This is a genomic window from Bradyrhizobium agreste (assembly GCF_016031625.1).
Lineage (GTDB): Bacteria > Pseudomonadota > Alphaproteobacteria > Rhizobiales > Xanthobacteraceae > Bradyrhizobium > Bradyrhizobium agreste.
The window spans coordinates 193,519-212,305 of sequence record NZ_JACCHP010000021.1; the positions used below are offsets into that span (position 1 = coordinate 193,519).

At 62.6% G+C, this 18,787-nt stretch carries 16 protein-coding genes; 11 read left to right on the forward strand and 5 right to left on the reverse strand.

From position 1 onward, the window contains the following. Nucleotides 1-17: 17 nt before the first annotated feature. Nucleotides 18-515 (forward strand): hypothetical protein, encoded by a 498-nt coding sequence (locus tag HZZ13_RS28090; protein WP_197962765.1) that lies wholly within the window; start codon nucleotides 18-20, stop codon nucleotides 513-515. 111 nt (nucleotides 516-626) lie between these two features. On the opposite strand, the gene HZZ13_RS28095 is transcribed toward HZZ13_RS28090, so the two are convergent. After that, nucleotides 627-1,487, reverse strand: a complete 861-nt coding sequence (locus HZZ13_RS28095; RefSeq protein WP_197962766.1) for a sulfite exporter TauE/SafE family protein — start codon at nucleotides 1,485-1,487, stop codon at nucleotides 627-629. A gap of 519 nt (nucleotides 1,488-2,006) precedes the next feature. Between HZZ13_RS28095 and sdhC the strand changes: the two genes are divergently transcribed. From sdhC to HZZ13_RS28120, 5 genes are all read left to right on the forward strand, one after another. Then, the gene (gene sdhC / locus HZZ13_RS28100) at nucleotides 2,007-2,405 is read left to right on the forward strand and encodes a succinate dehydrogenase, cytochrome b556 subunit (RefSeq protein WP_197962767.1); all 399 of its coding nucleotides are present in this window, start codon (nucleotides 2,007-2,009) and stop codon (nucleotides 2,403-2,405) included. Further along, on the forward strand, nucleotides 2,402-2,818 hold the full coding sequence (sdhD, locus tag HZZ13_RS28105; RefSeq protein WP_246504571.1) for a succinate dehydrogenase, hydrophobic membrane anchor protein: 417 nt from the start codon (nucleotides 2,402-2,404) through the stop codon (nucleotides 2,816-2,818). Before sdhC ends, sdhD begins: the two co-directional genes overlap by 4 nt. 3 nt (nucleotides 2,819-2,821) lie before the next feature. Continuing rightward, nucleotides 2,822-4,657: a succinate dehydrogenase flavoprotein subunit gene (sdhA, locus tag HZZ13_RS28110; protein WP_197962768.1), complete on the forward strand. Its 1,836-nt coding sequence runs from the start codon at nucleotides 2,822-2,824 to the stop codon at nucleotides 4,655-4,657. A gap of 24 nt (nucleotides 4,658-4,681) precedes the next feature. Continuing rightward, nucleotides 4,682-5,464, forward strand: coding sequence for a succinate dehydrogenase iron-sulfur subunit (locus HZZ13_RS28115; protein ID WP_197962769.1), 783 nt, complete (start codon nucleotides 4,682-4,684; stop codon nucleotides 5,462-5,464). 303 nt (nucleotides 5,465-5,767) lie between these two features. Further along, a complete protein-coding gene (locus tag HZZ13_RS28120) occupies nucleotides 5,768-5,983 on the forward strand; it encodes a hypothetical protein (protein WP_197962770.1) in 216 nt (71 codons plus the stop codon). A 260-nt stretch (nucleotides 5,984-6,243) separates the two neighbouring features. Here the strand turns inward: HZZ13_RS28120 and HZZ13_RS28125 are convergent, their stop codons facing one another. From HZZ13_RS28125 to HZZ13_RS28140, 4 genes are all read right to left on the reverse strand, one after another. Next, a complete protein-coding gene (locus HZZ13_RS28125; RefSeq protein WP_197962771.1) occupies nucleotides 6,244-8,568 on the reverse strand; it encodes a peptidase domain-containing ABC transporter in 2,325 nt (774 codons plus the stop codon). A gap of 2 nt (nucleotides 8,569-8,570) precedes the next feature. Continuing rightward, on the reverse strand, nucleotides 8,571-9,839 hold the full coding sequence (locus HZZ13_RS28130; RefSeq protein WP_197962772.1) for a beta-barrel domain-containing protein: 1,269 nt from the start codon (nucleotides 9,837-9,839) through the stop codon (nucleotides 8,571-8,573). A gap of 67 nt (nucleotides 9,840-9,906) precedes the next feature. Continuing rightward, on the reverse strand, nucleotides 9,907-10,116 hold the full coding sequence (locus HZZ13_RS28135; RefSeq protein WP_197962773.1) for a hypothetical protein: 210 nt from the start codon (nucleotides 10,114-10,116) through the stop codon (nucleotides 9,907-9,909). A 1,223-nt stretch (nucleotides 10,117-11,339) separates the two neighbouring features. Then, nucleotides 11,340-11,699: a hypothetical protein gene (locus HZZ13_RS28140; protein ID WP_246504572.1), complete on the reverse strand. Its 360-nt coding sequence runs from the start codon at nucleotides 11,697-11,699 to the stop codon at nucleotides 11,340-11,342. A gap of 522 nt (nucleotides 11,700-12,221) precedes the next feature. On the opposite strand from HZZ13_RS28140, the gene HZZ13_RS28145 reads away from it, so the two are divergent. The 5 genes from HZZ13_RS28145 to HZZ13_RS36980 all read left to right on the forward strand — a co-directional run bounded on the left by HZZ13_RS28145 (nucleotide 12,222) and on the right by HZZ13_RS36980 (nucleotide 18,177). Continuing rightward, complete coding sequence (locus HZZ13_RS28145; protein WP_197962774.1) at nucleotides 12,222-14,375, forward strand: hybrid sensor histidine kinase/response regulator family protein; 2,154 nt, start codon at nucleotides 12,222-12,224, stop codon at nucleotides 14,373-14,375. 52 nt (nucleotides 14,376-14,427) lie between these two features. Beyond that, nucleotides 14,428-16,383 (forward strand): ABC transporter ATP-binding protein/permease, encoded by a 1,956-nt coding sequence (locus HZZ13_RS28150; protein ID WP_197962775.1) that lies wholly within the window; start codon nucleotides 14,428-14,430, stop codon nucleotides 16,381-16,383. A 230-nt stretch (nucleotides 16,384-16,613) separates the two neighbouring features. After that, nucleotides 16,614-17,438, forward strand: a complete 825-nt coding sequence (locus tag HZZ13_RS28155) for an FkbM family methyltransferase (protein WP_197962776.1) — start codon at nucleotides 16,614-16,616, stop codon at nucleotides 17,436-17,438. A 24-nt stretch (nucleotides 17,439-17,462) separates the two neighbouring features. After that, nucleotides 17,463-17,849 carry a VOC family protein gene (locus HZZ13_RS28160; protein ID WP_197962777.1) on the forward strand — a complete coding sequence of 129 codons (387 nt, stop codon included), beginning with the start codon at nucleotides 17,463-17,465 and terminating at the stop codon, nucleotides 17,847-17,849. An 85-nt stretch (nucleotides 17,850-17,934) separates the two neighbouring features. Then, nucleotides 17,935-18,177 (forward strand): hypothetical protein, encoded by a 243-nt coding sequence (locus HZZ13_RS36980; RefSeq protein WP_246504573.1) that lies wholly within the window; start codon nucleotides 17,935-17,937, stop codon nucleotides 18,175-18,177. The last annotated feature ends 610 nt before the right edge of the window (nucleotides 18,178-18,787 follow it).

The window sequence follows — 18,787 nt, forward strand, 5'->3', positions numbered from 1 at the left end:
CAGGGCTGGGGAGATGCATGAAGCGCGAGCAGGCTGTCCGGATCAACGATCATCTTCTCGATGCTTACAGGGCACTCGACCAGACCCGAATGAGCATCGCGGCACTTGGCAAGGCTGAGCGGATCGAGCTCGGAGATTGGCTTGAGGAAATCGTTGTCGCCTTAGAGGAAGAGCTGCTCCAGCCAATTTACGACCAGTACCCGGATCTGGAGCCGCCAAAATCCGATCGAGAACCGCTAAGATATATCTGCGAACTCACGTGGGATGAGGTGCAACTCCCGGCGTCGATGACCGAAGCGCAACTCGACGAGATTATTTTCTCGGTCATGAGGCCGACATGGCGGAAAACCGCGATGATGGTCACCTATGTGTTGGATCGCTGCAAAGAGCTTGGATTGCAGATCGAAGGCGAAGTGATTGCTGCCCGATTGAAGGTGCTTTCCGATTCCGATCACATCGAAGGCATCGGCGATCTCCGATCATGGTTCCACAGCGAGGTGCGACTGAAGGAGTAGTTCGTAGGTGGGTTAGCGGAGCGTAACCCACCTCTTTACTTTCTGCGGAGATAGAAGCGGTGGGTTACGCTCCGCTAACCTACCCTACGACGCCGGCGCTCGCAGCGCCTCCTACTGTCCACCCGCCAGGCTCAGCACAAACCGGCTGCCCACGATCAACAGATAGCACCCGAACGCGATCTCCAGCCTGCGCTTGGACATTGCATGAGCGGCTCGCACGCCCAGCGGCGCGGTGACGAGGCTCATCGGCATCACCAGCACGGCGCCGATCAGCGAGACGTAGCCGAGGGTGAACGGGATTTGCAGCGCGGCGACGCCCGGATAGTTCGCCGCGGCGGGCCAGCCGGCATAGATGTAGCCGAGTGCGCCGGGGATCGAGATCAGCACCGCGAGCACCGACGAAGTCGCGACCGCCTGATGAATGGGACGGCTGTAGAAGGTCATCAGCAGGTTCGAGAACAGGCCGCCGCCGATGCCCATCAGGGTCGAGAGAATGCCGACACAGAAGCCGTAGACGCGCATCAACGGGCCTTTCGGCAGATCATCGCCGAGCTTCCAGGTCTCGCGCGCGAAGATCAGCCGGACCGCGGCTGACCACGCAGTAGCGACGAACACGATCTTGAACAGCCGCTCCGGGGCAAAGCGCGCGACCACGCTGCCGGCGATGACGCCGAGCAGGATCGGCAACCACCAGACCCGCAGGATCGCCATGTCGACCGCGCCGCGCTTGTAGTGTGCCTGGAACGAGCGGATCGAGGTCGGAATGATCACGGCAAGCGAGGTGCCGACGCAGAGCGGCATCCGCACCTCCAGCGGCACACCGGCGATCCGGAAGCATTCGTAGAACACCGGCACGAGTATAGCGCCGCCGCCGATGCCGAACACGCCGGCCAGGAATCCTGAGAGCGCGCCGGTTGCGATCAACAGCAGCGCGAGCTCGATGATCTCCCTGATATCAAGATCTGCAATCACCCCAGACCTGCGCGGCGCCCGGTCTGCCCGTCCGATATGCACGTTCGGAGCGGCCGCATCGGCAGCTGTAGGCGATCCGATCCAGCCGGTCGACACATCGCACGGCCCGGCTGAGGGGGAATGCAGGGCGCGCATATCCGCTCGCGGCGTGGGAACCGGTGCGCATGCCCAAAAGCCACGGCGAGCCGGCGGTCCGGCTGTTCACCCTCGGCATCGTCCCCTCGCACGTTGCGACCACGGGGCTCGCGGCGGCTTAGAGGCGTTCCAATAGTGATTTCAATGCGCCGTAACGCCCGCGCCCAAGAGATGAATTTAGATTCTTACATTCGCTGGCCGACCGATATGCTGGTATACCAAGACCCTGATTGGCCTTGGTTCATCAAGGCCATAGGGCTGAACCGAGGTTCGGTTTATGGCGATTTGGTGATTGCGCAGGCCAAATCGACTCCGTAAATAGAGCCCACCTTTCGCGATCCCCGCGCGCCCCATGCTGGGCCGCAACAAACATCAAAGCCGCCCATGACCGCACGGATCGAACGACCGCTTTCGCCGCACATCCAAACCTATCGCTGGACGCTGACGATGGCTTTGTCCATCCTCCATCGCGCCACCGGTCTCGCCCTCTATGTCGGAACCCTGCTGCTGGTCTGGTGGCTGGTTGCCGCGGCCTCAGGCCCGGCGGCCTATGCCCATGTCCAGGCCTTCTCCGGCAGCATCATCGGCCGGCTGATCGTGTTCGGCTACACCTGGGCCTTGATGCACCATATGCTCAGCGGCATCCGGCATTTCGTCTGGGATCTCGGCTACGGCTTCAAGGCCAATGAGCGCGAAGCGCTGACCTGGGGCGCCCTGATCGGCGGCATCGCGCTGACGCTGCTGATCTGGATCATCGCCTATGCGAACGGAGGCGGCCGATGAGCTTCGACGAATCCCACGGCTCTCCGAAGCGTCCCTCGATGCGCACCCCGCTCGGGCGCGTCCGCAATCTCGGCGCCGCGCATTCCGGCACGACCGATTTCTGGCGCCAGCGCATCACCGGCGTCGCCATGACGCTGCTGATGATCCCCGCGCTGGTGATCATCATGATGCTGCTCGGCCGCAACCAGGTCTACGCGGCGCAGACCCTGAGCTCCATCCCCGTTGCGGTGATCCTGCTCCTCTTCATCTTCGCCAGCGCCTGGCACATGAAGATCGGCATGCAGGTGGTGATCGAGGACTACGTCCATAACGAGAAGCTGAAGCTCACCGCGATCATGCTCAACAATTTCTTCTCGGTCGCCGTGGCGCTCGCCTCGACCTACGCGATCCTGAAGCTTTCTTCCGGAGTGTAACCCATGGCCGCTGAGACGAATGGCAAGGGCAACGGCGCTCCCGCCACCAACGGAAAAGCCTATCCGATCGAAGACCACACCTATGACGTCGTTGTGGTCGGCGCCGGCGGCGCCGGCCTGCGCGCCGTGGTCGGCTGCAGCGAAGCCGGCCTTCGCACCGCCTGCATCACCAAGGTGTTTCCGACGCGCTCGCACACGGTCGCGGCGCAGGGCGGCATCTCCGCTTCGCTCGGCAACATGCACAAGGACGACTGGCGCTGGCACATGTACGACACCGTGAAGGGGTCGGACTGGCTCGGGGACCAGGACGCGATCGAATACATGGTGCGCAACGCGCCCGACGCGGTCTACGAGCTCGAGCATTGGGGCGTGCCGTTCTCGCGCACCGAGGACGGCAAGATCTACCAGCGTCCGTTCGGCGGCATGACCACCGAGTTCGGCAAGGCCCAGGCGCAGCGCACCTGCGCCGCCGCCGACCGCACCGGCCACGCCATGCTGCACACGATGTACGGCCAGTCGCTGCGCCACGCGGCCGAGTTCTTCATCGAGTTCTTCGCCATCGACTTGATCATGGACGACCAGGGCACCTGTCGCGGCGTCATCGCGCTCAAGCTCGACGACGGCACGCTGCATCGCTTCCGCGCCCAGACCACGATCCTGGCCACCGGCGGCTACGGCCGCGCCTATGCCTCCTGCACCTCGGCGCACACCTGCACCGGCGACGGCGGCGGCATGGTGCTGCGCGCCGGCCTGCCGATGCAGGACATGGAGTTCGTCCAGTTCCACCCGACCGGCATCTACGGCTCGGGCTGTCTCGTCACCGAGGGTGCGCGCGGCGAAGGCGGCTATCTCGTCAATTCCGAGGGCGAGCGCTTCATGGAGCGCTATGCGCCGTCGGCGAAGGACCTCGCCTCGCGCGACGTCGTTTCACGCGCAATGACCATCGAGATCCGCGAGGGACGCGGCGTCGGCAAGAAGAAGGACCATATCTTCCTGCATCTCGACCATCTCGATCCTGCGGTGCTCGCCGAGCGCCTGCCGGGCATCTCGGAATCGGCCAAGATCTTCGCCAATGTCGACGTGACGCGCGAGCCGATCCCGATCGTGCCGACTGTGCATTACAACATGGGCGGCATCCCCACGAACTATCACGGCGAGGTGCTGACCAAGAAGGACGGCGACGACAACGCGGTGATCCCCGGCCTGATGGCGATCGGCGAAGCCGCGTGCGTCTCCGTGCACGGCGCCAACCGCCTCGGCTCCAACTCGCTGATCGACCTCGTCGTGTTCGGCCGCGCCGCAGCGCTCCGCCTCGCCGAAAAGCTCACGCCCAACGCCAAGCAGCCCGAACTGCCGGCGAACTCGGCCGAGATGGCGCTAGGCCGCCTCGACCATTACCGCTACGCCTCCGGCGGCACGCCGACCGCGAAGCTGCGCGAAGGCATGCAGCACGTGATGCAGAACAATTGCGCGGTGTTCCGCACCGGCGAAGTCTTGAGCGAAGGCCAGAACCTGATCGCGAAGGTGCACAGCGGCATCACCGACATCGCCGTCTCCGACCGCTCGCTGGTGTGGAATTCGGACCTCGTCGAGACGCTGGAGTTCGACAACCTGATCTCGCAGGCGGTGGTGACGATGAACTCGGCCGCCAACCGCACCGAGAGCCGCGGCGCGCATGCCCGCGAGGACTTCTCCGAACGCGACGACCAGAACTGGATGAAGCACACGCTGGCCTGGCTGGATGACGCCGGCAAGGTCAGGATCGACTACCGCCCGGTTCACAACTACACCATGACCAACGACGTGCAGTACATCCCGCCGAAGGCGCGCGTGTATTGATCGAACAGCGAAGGCCCTATCGAAATGGTTGAATTCGCACTTCCGAAGAACTCCAAGATCACCGGCGGCAAGACCTGGCCGAAGCCCGCGGGCGCGACCGAGCTGCGCGAGTTCAAGGTCTATCGCTGGAATCCGGACGACGGCAAGAATCCGAGCGTCGACACCTATTACGTCGACACCAATGATTGCGGTCCGATGGTGCTGGACGGCCTGATCTGGATCAAGAACCACATCGACCCCTCGCTGACCTTCCGCCGCTCCTGCCGCGAAGGCGTCTGCGGCTCCTGCGCCATGAACATCGACGGCCAGAACACGCTGGCCTGCACCAAGTCGATGCACGACGTGAAGGACGGCGCGGTGAAGATCAACCCGCTGCCGCATCAGCCGGTGGTGAAGGACCTCGTCCCCGATCTCACCAACTTCTACGCGCAGTACGCCTCGGTCGAACCCTGGCTGAAGACGACCTCGCCGACGCCGCAGAAGGAATGGCGCCAGAGCCACGAGGACCGCGAGAAGCTCGACGGCCTCTACGAGTGCATCCTCTGCGCCTGCTGCTCGACCTCCTGCCCGAGCTATTGGTGGAACAGCGACCGCTATCTCGGCCCCGCCGCGCTGCTCCAGGCCAACCGCTGGGTCTCGGATTCCCGGGATGAGGCGACCGGCGAGCGGCTCGACAATCTCGAGGACCCGTTCCGGCTCTATCGCTGCCACACCATCATGAACTGTGCCAAGGCCTGTCCGAAGGGCCTCAACCCGGCCGAAGCCATCGCCGAGCTCAAGCTGAAGTTGGTCGAACGGCAGATCTGAGGCGAAGTCCCCCTTCCGCCCCGGCTTTAGCGCTCGATAACATCGGCAGCGCCTCCGGTGGCACCAAGCCAGGCGAGTTAATCCATGATCGATCTGGACGGCGGCTTCAGGGGCCTTCTGCTTCGCGCTCCTTTCTCCGGAGGCAGTTCGTCCGTTTCCCCGTGATTGAGGGAAAGGCTGCGGATGAATTCATCGGTAAGAGGCTCCTGCCAAGCGGCTCTGTCACACTTCGTGATTGAACGGTTTGCTTGATTAATTATTAAATCGTCATTATAATACAGTTAATTCGTTGCGGAGGATGCGATGATCGAACGAGAAGAGGACGATCGGCGCGAATTCCTGAAGACCTGCGGCAAGTTTGCCGTCGTGACGCCTCCAACCATCACAGCATTGCTATCCACGTCCCTCGCCAGCACGGCTATCGCCCAATCCGGCGGCCGCTTGGTGCGTGGCAACAACGGCTTTGGCAATGGCGGCGGTGACGGCAGCCCCAACGGCAGGCCTGACGGCGATCGCTGACAAGCCGGAGACAGCAGGCGCGGAACGCTCTGCCCGTTGCGAAGTTTTCCCATTGCCCTTCCCCAAGGGCAATCCCCGTCTGGCCCCAGCTTCACCCGCCCATTGCCCCCCGAAGCTGGGGCCATGTTTGTTTGGCTCTTGCAATTAGCTGGTGAGGACGGAACCAGGCCAGCGCCCGGCCGCAAGGGGAATAGATTGGCCTTCCAGAACCTTCCTGAATTCAAGAGATGCCCATCGAAATCCGTTGGAGATTATTCGCGCTAGTTCTTTAGCGTCTCAGGCGAGTCCGGTTTGGGCTTGGCTGACGCTTCGACCCGCGTATCGCTCTTCGCCTTCTGACCAGAAGCTGATATTGCAGGGCTGCTTAGATTTGTAACTCCCTGCGCCCTTGTAGAAGTATCGCGCGTTGGCGGGGGGGTGTTCGGTTTTTTTCTTCTCCTCCCAGAGCCTCGTGATGGACAGCGACCGATGTCGCTCGATTCCTGTTTACGCGAAACGTGAGTGACAGACTTGGCGATGTGGAGGACCCGGTCAGCTCCACTGCTAATATCCGGCCTGTGAGCGACATTGATTCTCGTCATCTTGAGGTGCTTCAATCCCTCGTTAATGTACCTTTCCTTCTCGATATCGAGATGCGCCGTGCCCTCATCCAAGAACAGTATTCGGGGTTGTCGGTAGAGTGCTCGCGCAAGCAGGACGCGCTGTTTCTGACCGCCCGAGAGGGAGCTGCCCATATCTCCAATCAAGCTGTTGTAGGCCATCGGCATGGCCACGATCTCGTCGTGAATGCCAGCCATTTGCGCGCACGCAATCATGCGCTCTTGATCGAAGGATGGGTCGAAAAAGCAAATGTTATCGGCTATCGAACCCGAAAGCAGCAAGTCTTCCTGCATCACAGCGCCGACCTGCTCGCGATAGGCGCCGGGGCCGATGGCCGAGAGTGGGGCGCCGTCGACGAGGACCTCTCCGCTGGTGGGTTCCAAAAGGCCCAGCATTATCTTGATGAGTGTCGTCTTCCCCCCACCGGACGGTCCCGTAATGGTGACGAACTGCCCAGGCTCGATTGCCAAGCTGATGTCTTCGAGCACCAAAGGTTCAGTTTCAGCATAGCGGAAACAGACGCTCCGTAGTTCTATCCCGCCCGATATTTGCCGTGTGTAGGTCAACGGCTCGTCGAGACCTCGTTCGACTGGGCTCAGCGCGATGTCAGCCAACCGCTCAAGGTGCAGTTCGAGAAGTCGGAAATCCAGCGCCTTTTCGACAATTTGCACGGCCTTGTCAGTAAACTGTTGTTTGTAGCTCATGAATGCGAAGATCATCCCGACCGTGAGACTCCCATCAAGTGCCAGCCGTACCGCGAGATAGATGGTTAGGACGTACTCGATCCCGAACAGCGCATCATTGATCGTCGTGAATGCGATCTTGGTGCGGCCGAGGTGAACATTGGCGCTCACCACATCGGCGTAGCGATTGACCCATTGCGATTCGCGATCGCTTTCACGATTGAAGAGCTTCACGCTCTGGATGGCCCTGACGGTCTCGATGAAATTCGAGCTTTCCTGCGCCTTCGCCTCGATCACGGCCAAATTGCGCTCGCGCAATAGCCAATATAGGCCAAGGCGCAGGGCCGCATAGAGCACGAACGCAGCTATAACGACCAGCGCCAGCTGCGTGGCGTAAAGGAAGATCATCGCGAGCGTGGCGATCGCCATCACCCCGTCTATGGCGGCAGCGATCATGCCCTCCGCCAGAGTGTTCCGAATAGGTTCGATCGAGGCGAACCGGGATACCACGTCCCCGATGTGGCGTTTTTCGAAATAGCTGATCGGCAAGCGGATGAGATGACGGAACAGCCGGATTCCGATCTGGAAATGCAATGCATTTTGCACGATCAGCAGAATGGTGGACCGCATCGCTTTGGCAGCTACCTTGATGGCCGTGAGGAGGAAGAACCCAAGCGCGAGTACGGCCAAGAAATCGGCGTCGCCTCTAGCGACGACCTCATCCACGGTCAGCTGCAGGTAGAAGGGACTGACGATCACGAATGCTTCGAGGATCAGCGACAGGATCAAAATCTGTACAAGGGCGTGCGTCGTGCCGCGCAGCTGTCCCAGGAAGGTCGAGAATGGAAGCCGCGCTCTCTCGTCCCGGGGAATAAAGGCGTCGGATGGAAACATTTCCAATGCGACACCCGTTAAGTGCTTTGAGGCTTCTGCAAGCGGTAAGAACCTTCGGCCAGAAGCTGGATCGTGAATGGTGACGCCTCTGCGGGTGACCGTTTTCAATACGACGAAGTGATTCAAGTCCCAATGCGCGATAGCGGGGAGCCGAAGCTGGTGGAGGTTGTCGAGCTCGAAGCGCAGGGGCCGACACGCGAACTTCAGATTGGTCGCGAGTTGGATGAGGCCGCGCAATGTCACGCCTTTCAGCGACACTGGGTGACGGCGTCGAAGCGTGTTCAGGTCGATCCGGTGCCCGTGATAAGACGCGACCATGGCCAGGCACGCCAGCCCGCACTCGGCAGCCTCTGTTTGCTGAATCACCGGCAGGTGGCGCTGGCGTGTAAGATTCAGCAGACCGGTCACACCTATCTCCTGAGCCTAAGCAGAGGATCGAGGAGCCACTGCATCAACGAGCGTTTCTCGAGGAGAATGTCAGCTCGCAGTAACATGTCAGCCTGAAGAGGTATCCTTTTGCCATAAGCGTCGATATCCGCCCGATCGAGCGCGGCCGAGACCTTGTAGACCGGCTCCTTAGGCGCGATCGGCCCAGAGGCATCGGCACCCGTGAGGATGGTTTGCGAGACCTGCATGACCCGGCCCGTATACGTCCCGAACTGCTGATAGGGGAATGCGTCATAGAGGATCCGCACTTCGAGCCCCGGCCTTATGAATCCGGCCGCTCGGGTCGGCACCAACAGCTCCGCACGCAGCGCACTTTCCGCCGGGATAATTTCCATTTGTAAACGCCGCGGATCCGCGAATTGGCCTACGGTGGCCTGGACTGTCGAAATCCGGCCTGACGTAGGCGCTCGGAGAACGTAAGCGCGCCTTCCGTTGATCTCAGCTGCGCGCTGCTCTGTAAGCGAGAGTTCATTCCGCAGAGCCTGAATCTTCTCCGCCGTCGCGATCGGAAGCTGTCGAAGAGCATAAGTGGTCTCCGTCATTTGGTTCTGTCGTGCGGCGAGCTGCTGGCCAAGTGCATCCAGGTTCTGGCGCTGCTCGAGCACCGCAAGCTGCCGCCGCTTCAACTCGAGATCCGCCATATAACCTTTGCCCCGGAGATCGGTCCCCGCAGCAACGAACTGCTCGGAAATTGCAATGCGTTCGCTTTGGCTCTTCGTCTGCGAATGGAGCGCCGCAACCTCGCTTTCAAGACCGCGAATGAGCGCCGCGAGACGCTCGCGCTCGGAACTGCCTCGTTCCTGCTCTGCCTCAATCTGCTTGTTCAGACGCTCCTGTTGGGAGATCAGGCTCTCCAGCATGGTCGCGTTAACATCCTGGCCATTGACCGCGATTTGACTGGTTTCAACCGTCAAGAGCGGATCGCCCTCGGCGACGAGCTGCCCTTCCCTGACGTGGATGTCCTTGATCGTGCCTTGCTGAATCAGTGTGGGCTGTTGCGGCACGAAGATCTTGGCCGTTCCGAAGGTCGGGGTAAGATAGCCGGCGACCGTTTCCTTTCGCGCGTATTGACCCACCAAAAGGAAAGCGACGAGGACGCCAAAGGCGGCGGAGACAAACCAGCTGATGACCTTTGTGGAAAGCGGCTGCAGTGCGGCGACGTGGCCGGCACCGCGATTGTCTTGCTGAAAGGCGACCGCCTCTTCGCGAAACAGAGAAGGCCGGGTTTCCATCGTGCCAACTCTCGCGTGAAAGTGGATCGGGCCCGCCGCATTCACAACAGGCGGGCCCGGCCCTTACTTATGCGATTGCTGTTCCAAGAACGGCGATCGCAACATCGGTGTGGTTGTTGTTGAGAAACGAATTGTGGCTAAGCACGTCGGCCGCCTGCACGACGGCGTTCACGCCGACATTGATGAGACCGCCTTGTGCGATGATCGGGTTGCTCGACAGCTGGCCAGCAGCCACGTCGTCAAGCTCGCGGTCATTTAGTTCATACATTGCCGTCATCTGCTCACTCCTTTTGTTGTTTCTGTTGCTCAGCGTATCCCCAGCTTCCGGAGAACATCTGCATTTCGAGTCGGTTGCTAAGGTACTTGCGATTTTTTCCCGAGTTCTTCTTACGACTCCTTACGCCTCGCTTTGCTGACACTTTTGACCAGGAGCCGATGATTCTCGACGCAGTTTGCAACAGTGACAAAGCGGGGACGGTGGGGGTGGGTCTCTCACGGCAGATGCGTGCGCGAAGGGTGCTGTTGGGCCGCGAGAGGCGGTCAAGGGCGGCCCATATCGTTGACGCTTGCGAGCTGGAACAATCTGTCGATCTGCTTTGATGCGATGCACCTTGCTGTATGTAAGTGCGCGCCGGCGCCGAAATTGCGAAGTTTTCCCGCCGGTCCAGTGGCGGGCCAAATCATGAGCGAAGAGGGGGTGGCAATGCGCTACGGCCGCGCGTACGACGTTGTGGTGCTTCACGACCGCCTTGAAGCGCTCGCCGTTCAACTTGCCGAGCTGGAACACTTGCGAGCACAAGTGCTCTTGGCTCAGCAGAAGGCGGAGCGCATGGGACGAAAGGCCGAATGCCGGGCGGCTCATGGTAACGCGAATTGCCTGCGAAGTAGGGTTTCTGCCGGGCAGCAACCGTTGCCGCCATCTGCGACATCTTGTGAGATAGGTGATAGACGTTACTCGCGCAGAGGTAAGACTTTTCGGTTTCTGTGAATGTTGGTGAATGCAGGCGACGATAATGAGTCAGTATGTAGAGGCGCGTTACGCACTGCTGACATTACAAGAAGCGCGAGAAACCTGCGAAGATCGAGCAACAATACTGCTCAACAATCTACTGCAAGATCTTAGGCCCGCGCAGCACGATGACCCACATCGTGCGGATGCGTTAGCTTCTATACGGCATTTGGCGGTAATTTTACGTGAGCAACGGATGCCGCCGTCGTCTTATTGGGAAGCGGCGTTAGACGCCGCGCACGCATGGCGAGACCACGCACAGCAATGACGGACCGGTGAAGGCAATTTCCCCAAATGCGTTATCGACAACATTCACTAGTCTGTTCAGGGGCAAAGCGCGACGCCGTACATCCGCGCACTTTGGCGCTTCGCAGAGAGCTTCGTAACATTGTCAACTACACCGCCGGTTGGTTTCTATCGACAAGGGCCATAGGCAATCCGCGAGCATCCTCTGCTCCCTGCGACCCACCTCCGGTCTAGACTCAGCGCCCTCAATTGCGCTGTGCGGTCCAATAGCCTGAACAGTGCGCATTTCCTGAGTGACCGCTCCACGTCCCGCGGCCGGAATTGCGCGAGAGCCGGCCTGAACCGGAGGCGAATTTGTCCTGAACTGTCACCGAGGCCCGAACTGCGCCGGAACGCGCAACGTGGCCTCTGAACCTGACTAAATTCGGATGTGTCACTATTCCGTCCGTGATGTTGACGGTGAAATTATAAGTCGCGTCGCAAGGTCCTCTTTGCGTCACGAAAATGAGGTCCCAGGAGCCGTCGAATACGGAGCGGGCTTGCGCGACAGAGTGGAAGGCGACCAGGCAACCCAAGGCCGCCACACAGGTGAAAAGCTTCTTCATTGTTCGCTCCAACTGTCTCCCATATATGGCGAGCGGAACTGGCCAGGTCAAAGCGGCTCGCTCTGAGCCGGAGGAGTGACGTCGACGGCGGGTCATTTGTGTCGTTCGCCCCTTACCCCCCGCCTTCCGAGGCCATTGGATAGCGTCAACGAAGTCGCGAAGGCTTGAAAGAGAAGATGCCGGTGCCGGACAGGCTTGAACTCTTGCACGACAATCTTCCATTATGCCAATTCGCCATTGCCGAGTACGCGGAAGTGGCTATCCTGTAAGAACTTTAAATTCCCGCTAGAAGAACTGCTTTACTGTAAATGCTGTAGTTTTGACCCAAAAAGGTAAGAACTATATTGTTCACCTATACCGGCCAAACCGGCCGGGGTGTCCTGCATTTGCCGTCAATTCGAGCAGAATTTCCTCTGACCCGCTCGACGCGCAAGTTTTCGGCTCGCAACCAGCGGTTCCAGCACAAGCTGCTTCCTTCCTTGCGCGGGATTCAGTTAAGCTCCGGTCAGGGACGGAGCGACTGTGCAGAGGGCGCAACGCAACTCGCTGAGGCTGTTGCAGTGGATGATGGCGGCATCCCTGGCGCTGCCGATTGGGCTGTTCGCAGTCGCCGCCGCGATCTCCTACACATCGACCAACGATACCGCCGACCGCGAGATCGAGCGGACGGTCGACGTCGCGCATGAGCACGCGCTCAAGGTATTCGAGACCATCGACCGCAGCCTCGCCGAGCTCAACGAGGTCGTGCGCGGCCTGCCCGACGACGTCATCCGCGACCGGGAGCCGACGCTGCATCGCCGGCTGAAGCGGCTGAGCGATTCGCTGCCGCAGCTCAAATCGGCCTGGATCTTCGATGCGAACGGAAAGGCGCTGGTCAACAGCCTGGTCTCGCCGCCGCCCGACCTGAGCTTTGCCGACCGCGACTACTTCTATGCCCATGTCGACCAGAGCATCGGCACGTTCATCGGCACGGCCCTGACGCCGCGGCCGCCCTATCAGGGCGCCCGCTTCTTCGGCGTCAGCCGCCGCCGCGAGTCCGAAGACGGCCGCTTCATCGGCGTGATCCAGGCCTCCGTGCTGCCGGAATATTTCGAAAGCTTCTATGCCAGGATCGGTACCGATCCCGGCAGCTTCTTCGCGATGGGCCGCACCGACGGCGCAATGCTCGCGCATTTTCCCCGGCTCGACCACGAGCTTCGGCTCGATCCGACCGGACCGGTGGGCCAGAAGATCGCGACCCGGCCCGAGCACGGCCTCATCACCGTCGCCTGGCCTTCGGACGGCATCGAGCGGCGCATCGCCTACCGGCGCGTCGCCGAATATCCGATCTATGTCAGCGCCGGGCTGGAGACCTCGGCGATCCGCGCACGCTGGCTCGCCACCATCGGCCAGCATCTGGTGTTCGGCATCCCCGCCACCGCGCTGCTGTTCCTGTTGCTGGCGCTCGCTCTGCGGCGCACCCAGCACCTTCAGGCCGAAGCTGCAAAGCGGCGCGAGGCCGAGGAGGCGCTCAAGCACAGCCAGCGCCTGGAAGCGCTCGGCCAGCTCACCGGGGGCGTGGCGCACGACTTCAACAACCTCCTGACGGTGATCCGCGCTTCGGTCGATCTCTTGAACCGTCCGCAGCTGACGGAGGAGCGGCGACAGCGCTACATCACGGCCATTGCGGATTCGGTGGCGCGTGCGGCCAAGCTGACCTCGCAGCTGCTCGCCTTTGCGCGGCGCCAGACCCTCAAGCCGGAGGTGTTCGACGTCGGCGCGCGGGTGCAGTCGCTGCACGACATGCTCGCCACGCTGCTGGGCCCCGCGATCGAGATCGTCATGCAGCTGCCGGCGGAGCCGTGCCTCGTCAATGCCGATGCCAGCCAGTTCGAGACGGCGTTGATCAACATGGCGACCAATGCGCGCGATGCCATGCGGGGCCAAGGACGAGTCGTTTTCAGGGTCGAGGCCACGACGACCGTTCCGGACGCGCTGGTGCAGCTTTCGGCCAGCCCGGGCATGGCAGACCACGGCTTCGTCCGCGTAACCGTCAGCGATACCGGCGTCGGCATTCCCGCCGCCCGGCTCGGTCGCATCTTCGAGCCGTTCTTCACCACCAAGCCGGTCGGCCACGGCACCGGCCTCGGGCTGTCCCAGGTGTTCGGCTTCGCCCGACAGTCCGGCGGCGAAGTGACCGTGGCGAGCGAGGTGGGGCACGGCAGCACCTTCTCGCTCTATCTGCCGCGCGTGCCGCCCGACCTGCTGCCCCAGCGCCAAGCCCCCAACACGGCGCCGGCGGTGGCCGGCAGCGGCATGTCGGTGCTGATCGTCGAGGACAATATCGAGCTGGCGAATTTCGCCGCCGATGGCCTTACCCAGCTCGGCTACAGCATCACTCTGGTCGACAACGCAACCGACGCGCTCGCCGAGCTCGTCGTCGACGCCGACCGCTTCGACGTCGTGTTCTCGGACGTGGTGATGCCCGGGATGACCGGGCTCGATCTGGCGCAGGCGATCCGCGAGCGCGGCATCGGCGTGCCGGTCGTGCTGACCACCGGCTACAGCCAGGTGCTGTCGCAGGAGGGTACCGGCGGCTGCGACCTGGTGCAAAAGCCTTATTCGATCGAGGAATTGTCGCGCGTTCTGCATCGGGCGGCGCGGATCCGACGCGTTAGGGACGGCGCCGCCGAATAGGGCCGGCGGAACCTCGCAGGAACCGGCCGAGTTCCCTTCGCGTTGTCTGCCCATGTACAAGCCGGCTGCGACGCGCGAACAGGGCAAGAAGCCGCCCATCATCGACATCCAAGGCGAGAACGGCGACGACGTGACGCCGCCGCCGCCCGAGCTGGTCGAACCCGACCCCGAACTGTCACCCGAGGAAGCCGAGCAGGTCCGCAAGGATTATCTGCTGACGCGATTCTGGATCAGCGCCCGCGGCTTCTGGGGCCGCAACGGCGACCGCCTCGCCTGGCCGCTCTCGATCGGCCTCGGCCTGCTGATCGTTCTCACCGTCTGCTTTCAATACGGCATCAATGTCTGGAATCGCGCGATCTTCGACGCGATCGAGCAGCGCGACGCGACGAGCGTCCTCCATTTCACCGCGATGTTCTTCCCGCTCGCGATCGGCAGCATCGTGCTCGGCGTCGCCCAGGTGTTCGCGCGCATGGGCATCCAGCGGCGCTGGCGGGCCTGGCTGACCGCGAGCGTGCTGACGCGGTGGCTCAAGAACGGTCGCTATTACCAGCTCAATCTCGTCGGCGGCGACCACAAGAATCCGGAATACCGAATCGCGGAGGATCTGCGCATTGCGACCGACGCGCCGGTCGATTTCCTCGCCGGCGTGACGTCCGCACTGCTGTCGGCCGTGACCTTCATCGTCGTGCTCTGGACCATCGGCGGCGCTCTCACCGTGACGTTCGGCGGCTCGTCGGTGACCATTCCCGGCTTCCTCGTGATCGCCGCGATGCTCTACGCCGCGATCGCTTCGGGCTCGATCATGACGATCGGCCGGCGCTTCGTACAGGTCTCCGAGGACAAGAACCAGGCCGAGGCCGAGTTCCGCTACACGCTGACACGCGTGCGCGAGAACGGCGAGAGCATCGCACTGCTCGGCGGCGAGCAGGAGGAGCGCGACGGCATCGACCGCAATTTTACCCGCGTGCTGCGGCAATGGGCGCGACTCGCCGGCCAGCACATGCGCACCACGCTGGTGTCGCAAGGATCGAGCCTTGTCGCACCGGTCGTGCCGCTCCTGCTTTGCGCGCCAAAATTCCTCGACGGCAGCATGACGCTGGGGCAGGTGATGCAGGCGGCCTCTGCCTTCACCATCGTGCAGAGCGCGTTCGGCTGGCTGGTCGACAATTATCCGCGGCTGGCCGACTGGAACGCCTGTGCGCGCCGGATCGCCTCGCTGATGATGTCGCTCGACGGCCTCGAGCGCGCCGAGCAGGGCGACGGCATCGGCCGCATCAAGCTCGGCGAGACGCACAACGAGGCGATACTGGAGCTGCGCGACCTCTCCGTCACGCTCGATGATGGCACCGCAGTGGTCGGCGAGACAGCGGTGGTGATCGAACCGGGCGAGCGGCTGCTGGTCGCCGGCGAATCCGGCACCGGCAAGAGCACGCTGGTGCGCGCCATTGCCGGGCTATGGCCATGGGGCGACGGCAGCGTCAATTTCCATCCCGACCGGCGGCTGTTCATGCTGCCGCAGCGTCCCTACGTGCCCACCGGATCGCTGCGCCGCGCCGTCGCCTATCCCGGGGCCGCGGAGGATTGGACCATCGAGGAGATCGGGGAAGTCCTGCACAAGGTCGGCCTCGACCATCTCAAGGAGAAGATCGAGGAGGAGGGCCCGTGGGACCAGACGCTGTCGGGCGGCGAGAAGCAGCGCCTCGCCTTCGCGCGGCTGCTGCTGCACAGCCCCGATATCGTCGTGCTCGATGAAGCGACCTCGGCGCTCGACGAGAAGAGCCAGGACAAGATGATGAAGATCATCACCGAGGCGCTGCCGAAGGCGACCATCGTCAGCGTCGCGCATCGCGCCGAGCTGGAGGCTTTCCACAGCCGCAAGATCGTGCTGGAGCGGCGCAAGGGCGGCGCCAAGCTCGTCAGCGATGTCGACCTGATTCCGCGCAAGGGCAGGCGCAAGCTGCTCGGGCGGTTCTTGAGGCACCGCAAGGCGCCAAAGAAGGCGGCGTAAGGCTCTCTCCGTCGACCCGGACAAGCGCGCCCCAAGCGCGCGCAGATCCGGGACCCATACCCACAGGAAGGAGTTTGACGAAGACTCGGACTGGGCGTGTCGGATCACACCACTCCCTGGGGCTATGGGTCCCGGGCTCGCTTTGCGCCCCGGGACGACACCGATGATGGAGCGTTGGAGTCCCGGGTAAAACCGGCTATGCATGCGCCGCTGCAACGAGGATCTGCTGCTTGACGTCCGACAATGCCCCTTCGTCCGCGCCGTTCGGCGCGTTCGCGCCCAATGCGGCGCAGGCTGCAATCATCCGCCTCGCGCAAGCGTCGGGGCTGAAGCGCGGCGCATTCCGGCCGTGGATGTCGCGGCTGGTCAATCTGCTGCGCAGCGGGCCGGTCGACGTGCAATATCAGGGCGCCTCGTTCCGCTTCCATCACCAGGGCAGCGCGACCGAGCGCGGCGCGTTGTTCAATCCCGACTACAATCTCGACGAGCTCGACTTCCTGCGCCAGCACACGCCTGCGGGCGGCACGTTCGTCGACGTCGGCGCCAACGTCGGCACCTTTGCGCTGGTGATGGCGCGGCAGGTCGGGCCATCCGGAAAAGTGGTGGCGATCGAGCCGCATCCGCTGACCTTCGGACGGCTCTCGTTCAACCACGCCGCGTCGAAAGCGCCGCAGGTGCGCCTGGTGCAGGCCGCCGCGGGCGAGCGCGACGGCGAGCTGATGATCGAGAGCGGCGGCGGCAACCTCGGCGCCACCCACGTCGTCACCGGCACGGCCAGTGCCGAGGCCATCAAGGTGCCGTCGCTGCGCCTGGTGCGTATTCTGGAGGAGGCCGGCGTCGGTCAGGTCGATTCGCTCAAGATCGACGTCGAGGGCTTTGAGGACCGCGTGCTGATCGGCTTCTTCCGCGACGCGCCGCAATCGCTGTGGCCGCGTGCGGTGGTGATCGAGCATCTGTCACAAAACGAATGGCAGCAGGATTGTATTGCCGACATGGTCGAGCGCGGCTTTACCATCGCACGCAAGACGCGAAGCAATACGTTCCTGTCCCGCTGACATGGACGAACGAGGGAGGTTACGATGATCGACCATCTGGGTTTCTCCGTCTCCGACTATGAGCGCGCCAAAGCGTTCTACGCCAAAGCGCTAGCGCCGCTCGGTTACGGCCTGATCATGGAAGTCACGGCCGAGCAGACCGGTCACGCTGCCGCCGCAGGATTCGGTGCTGACGGCAAGCCGGACTTCTGGTTCGGCGCGGAAGGCGCCATGAACAAGCCGGTGCATATTGCGATCGCGGCCAAGGACCGCGCGACGGTGGACGCGTTCTACAAGGCAGCCATGGCGGCCGGTGGCCGCGACAACGGCCCGCCCGGCATCCGCCCGCATTATCATGCGAACTATTACGGAGCGTTTGTGCTCGATCCTGATGGCCACAACATCGAGGCAGTCTGCCACGCACCCGAATAAGGCGCGTTCCACGCCACGCCTAAAGGGAACATCGGCACGGCATCATCGTTATCGTCCTTCTGGATAATCGATCACGAAGGTGCCGATGCCGATCGAGCCGCCTGAGATTCCGCCGGCAACCCCGGGGACTCCGACCGAACCGCCTCCTGGGATCCCGCCAGGCAATCCGCAACCCGATATCACGCCGCCAATGCACGAGCCCGGCGAGACACCGCGGCCGGATGAACTGCCCGGCCATATGCCCGAAGAAATTCCACGACGCGGACCGAACGGTCCGCTCACGCCCAATCCTGCGACGGACGCAACTTCACCGCAGGATCATCCATGAGGAGGAGCATCACGTGCGAGGCGATTGCAACCAGCGTCTGAATGCGCAATGAACGTTGCCATAGTGAGATGATTTGCGTGCAGAAATAAATCGCGCGGCGATTGCATCGCCCGCCACAATGCGGCCTAACGCGTAGCCGTTCATCACGACACTTCGACAAAGAACCTTCCGGGGAAGTTCACCATCATGACCAACCTTCGTTTCGTGCTGCTTGCGACGACGGCTCTGACCGCGATGCAATTGGCCAACACCGCATCGCATGCGCAAGACGCTTCGCCGTTCGTCGTCGCGCAGGCCCAGCCGCAAGACACGGGCCCTGACGGAAAACCGAAGCAGCCGCCGAAGGGACCGCCGGCAGCCGCGCCGCCTGCCGCTCCCGCGCGCCCCGCGGCTCCGCCGCCGGCGGCTGCACCGCCTCATCCGCCTGCAGCTCCCCCGCCGGCGGCGGAGCCGCGGGGCGCGCGGGAGCGGCAGGCGGCGCGGCTGCCGGCGGTCCCTTCGGCGGCTGCTTCGGTTTTCCGTCAGGGCCCGTGTCTTGCGGCTGGGCCTGCGCGACGACGAACGGCGAAGCGTCTTGCGCATGCGATGCGGTGTTGGCCAATTTCATCGC

Bases quoted from the DNA above. Each gene is read 5' to 3' on its own strand.
- HZZ13_RS28090 (WP_197962765.1), top strand. From the start codon at position 18: ATGAAGCGCGAGCAGGCTGTCCGGATCAACGATCATCTTCTCGATGCT.
- sdhC (WP_197962767.1), top strand. From the start codon at position 2,007: ATGACCGCACGGATCGAACGACCGCTTTCGCCGCACATCCAAACCTAT.
- sdhD (WP_246504571.1), top strand. From the start codon at position 2,402: ATGAGCTTCGACGAATCCCACGGCTCTCCGAAGCGTCCCTCGATGCGC.
- sdhA (WP_197962768.1), top strand. From the start codon at position 2,822: ATGGCCGCTGAGACGAATGGCAAGGGCAACGGCGCTCCCGCCACCAAC.
- HZZ13_RS28115 (WP_197962769.1), top strand. From the start codon at position 4,682: ATGGTTGAATTCGCACTTCCGAAGAACTCCAAGATCACCGGCGGCAAG.
- HZZ13_RS28120 (WP_197962770.1), top strand. From the start codon at position 5,768: ATGATCGAACGAGAAGAGGACGATCGGCGCGAATTCCTGAAGACCTGC.
- HZZ13_RS28130 (WP_197962772.1), bottom strand. From the start codon at position 9,839: ATGGAAACCCGGCCTTCTCTGTTTCGCGAAGAGGCGGTCGCCTTTCAG.
- HZZ13_RS28135 (WP_197962773.1), bottom strand. From the start codon at position 10,116: ATGACGGCAATGTATGAACTAAATGACCGCGAGCTTGACGACGTGGCT.
- HZZ13_RS28140 (WP_246504572.1), bottom strand. From the start codon at position 11,699: ATGAAGAAGCTTTTCACCTGTGTGGCGGCCTTGGGTTGCCTGGTCGCC.
- HZZ13_RS28150 (WP_197962775.1), top strand. From the start codon at position 14,428: ATGTACAAGCCGGCTGCGACGCGCGAACAGGGCAAGAAGCCGCCCATC.
- HZZ13_RS28160 (WP_197962777.1), top strand. From the start codon at position 17,463: ATGATCGACCATCTGGGTTTCTCCGTCTCCGACTATGAGCGCGCCAAA.
- HZZ13_RS36980 (WP_246504573.1), top strand. From the start codon at position 17,935: ATGCCGATCGAGCCGCCTGAGATTCCGCCGGCAACCCCGGGGACTCCG.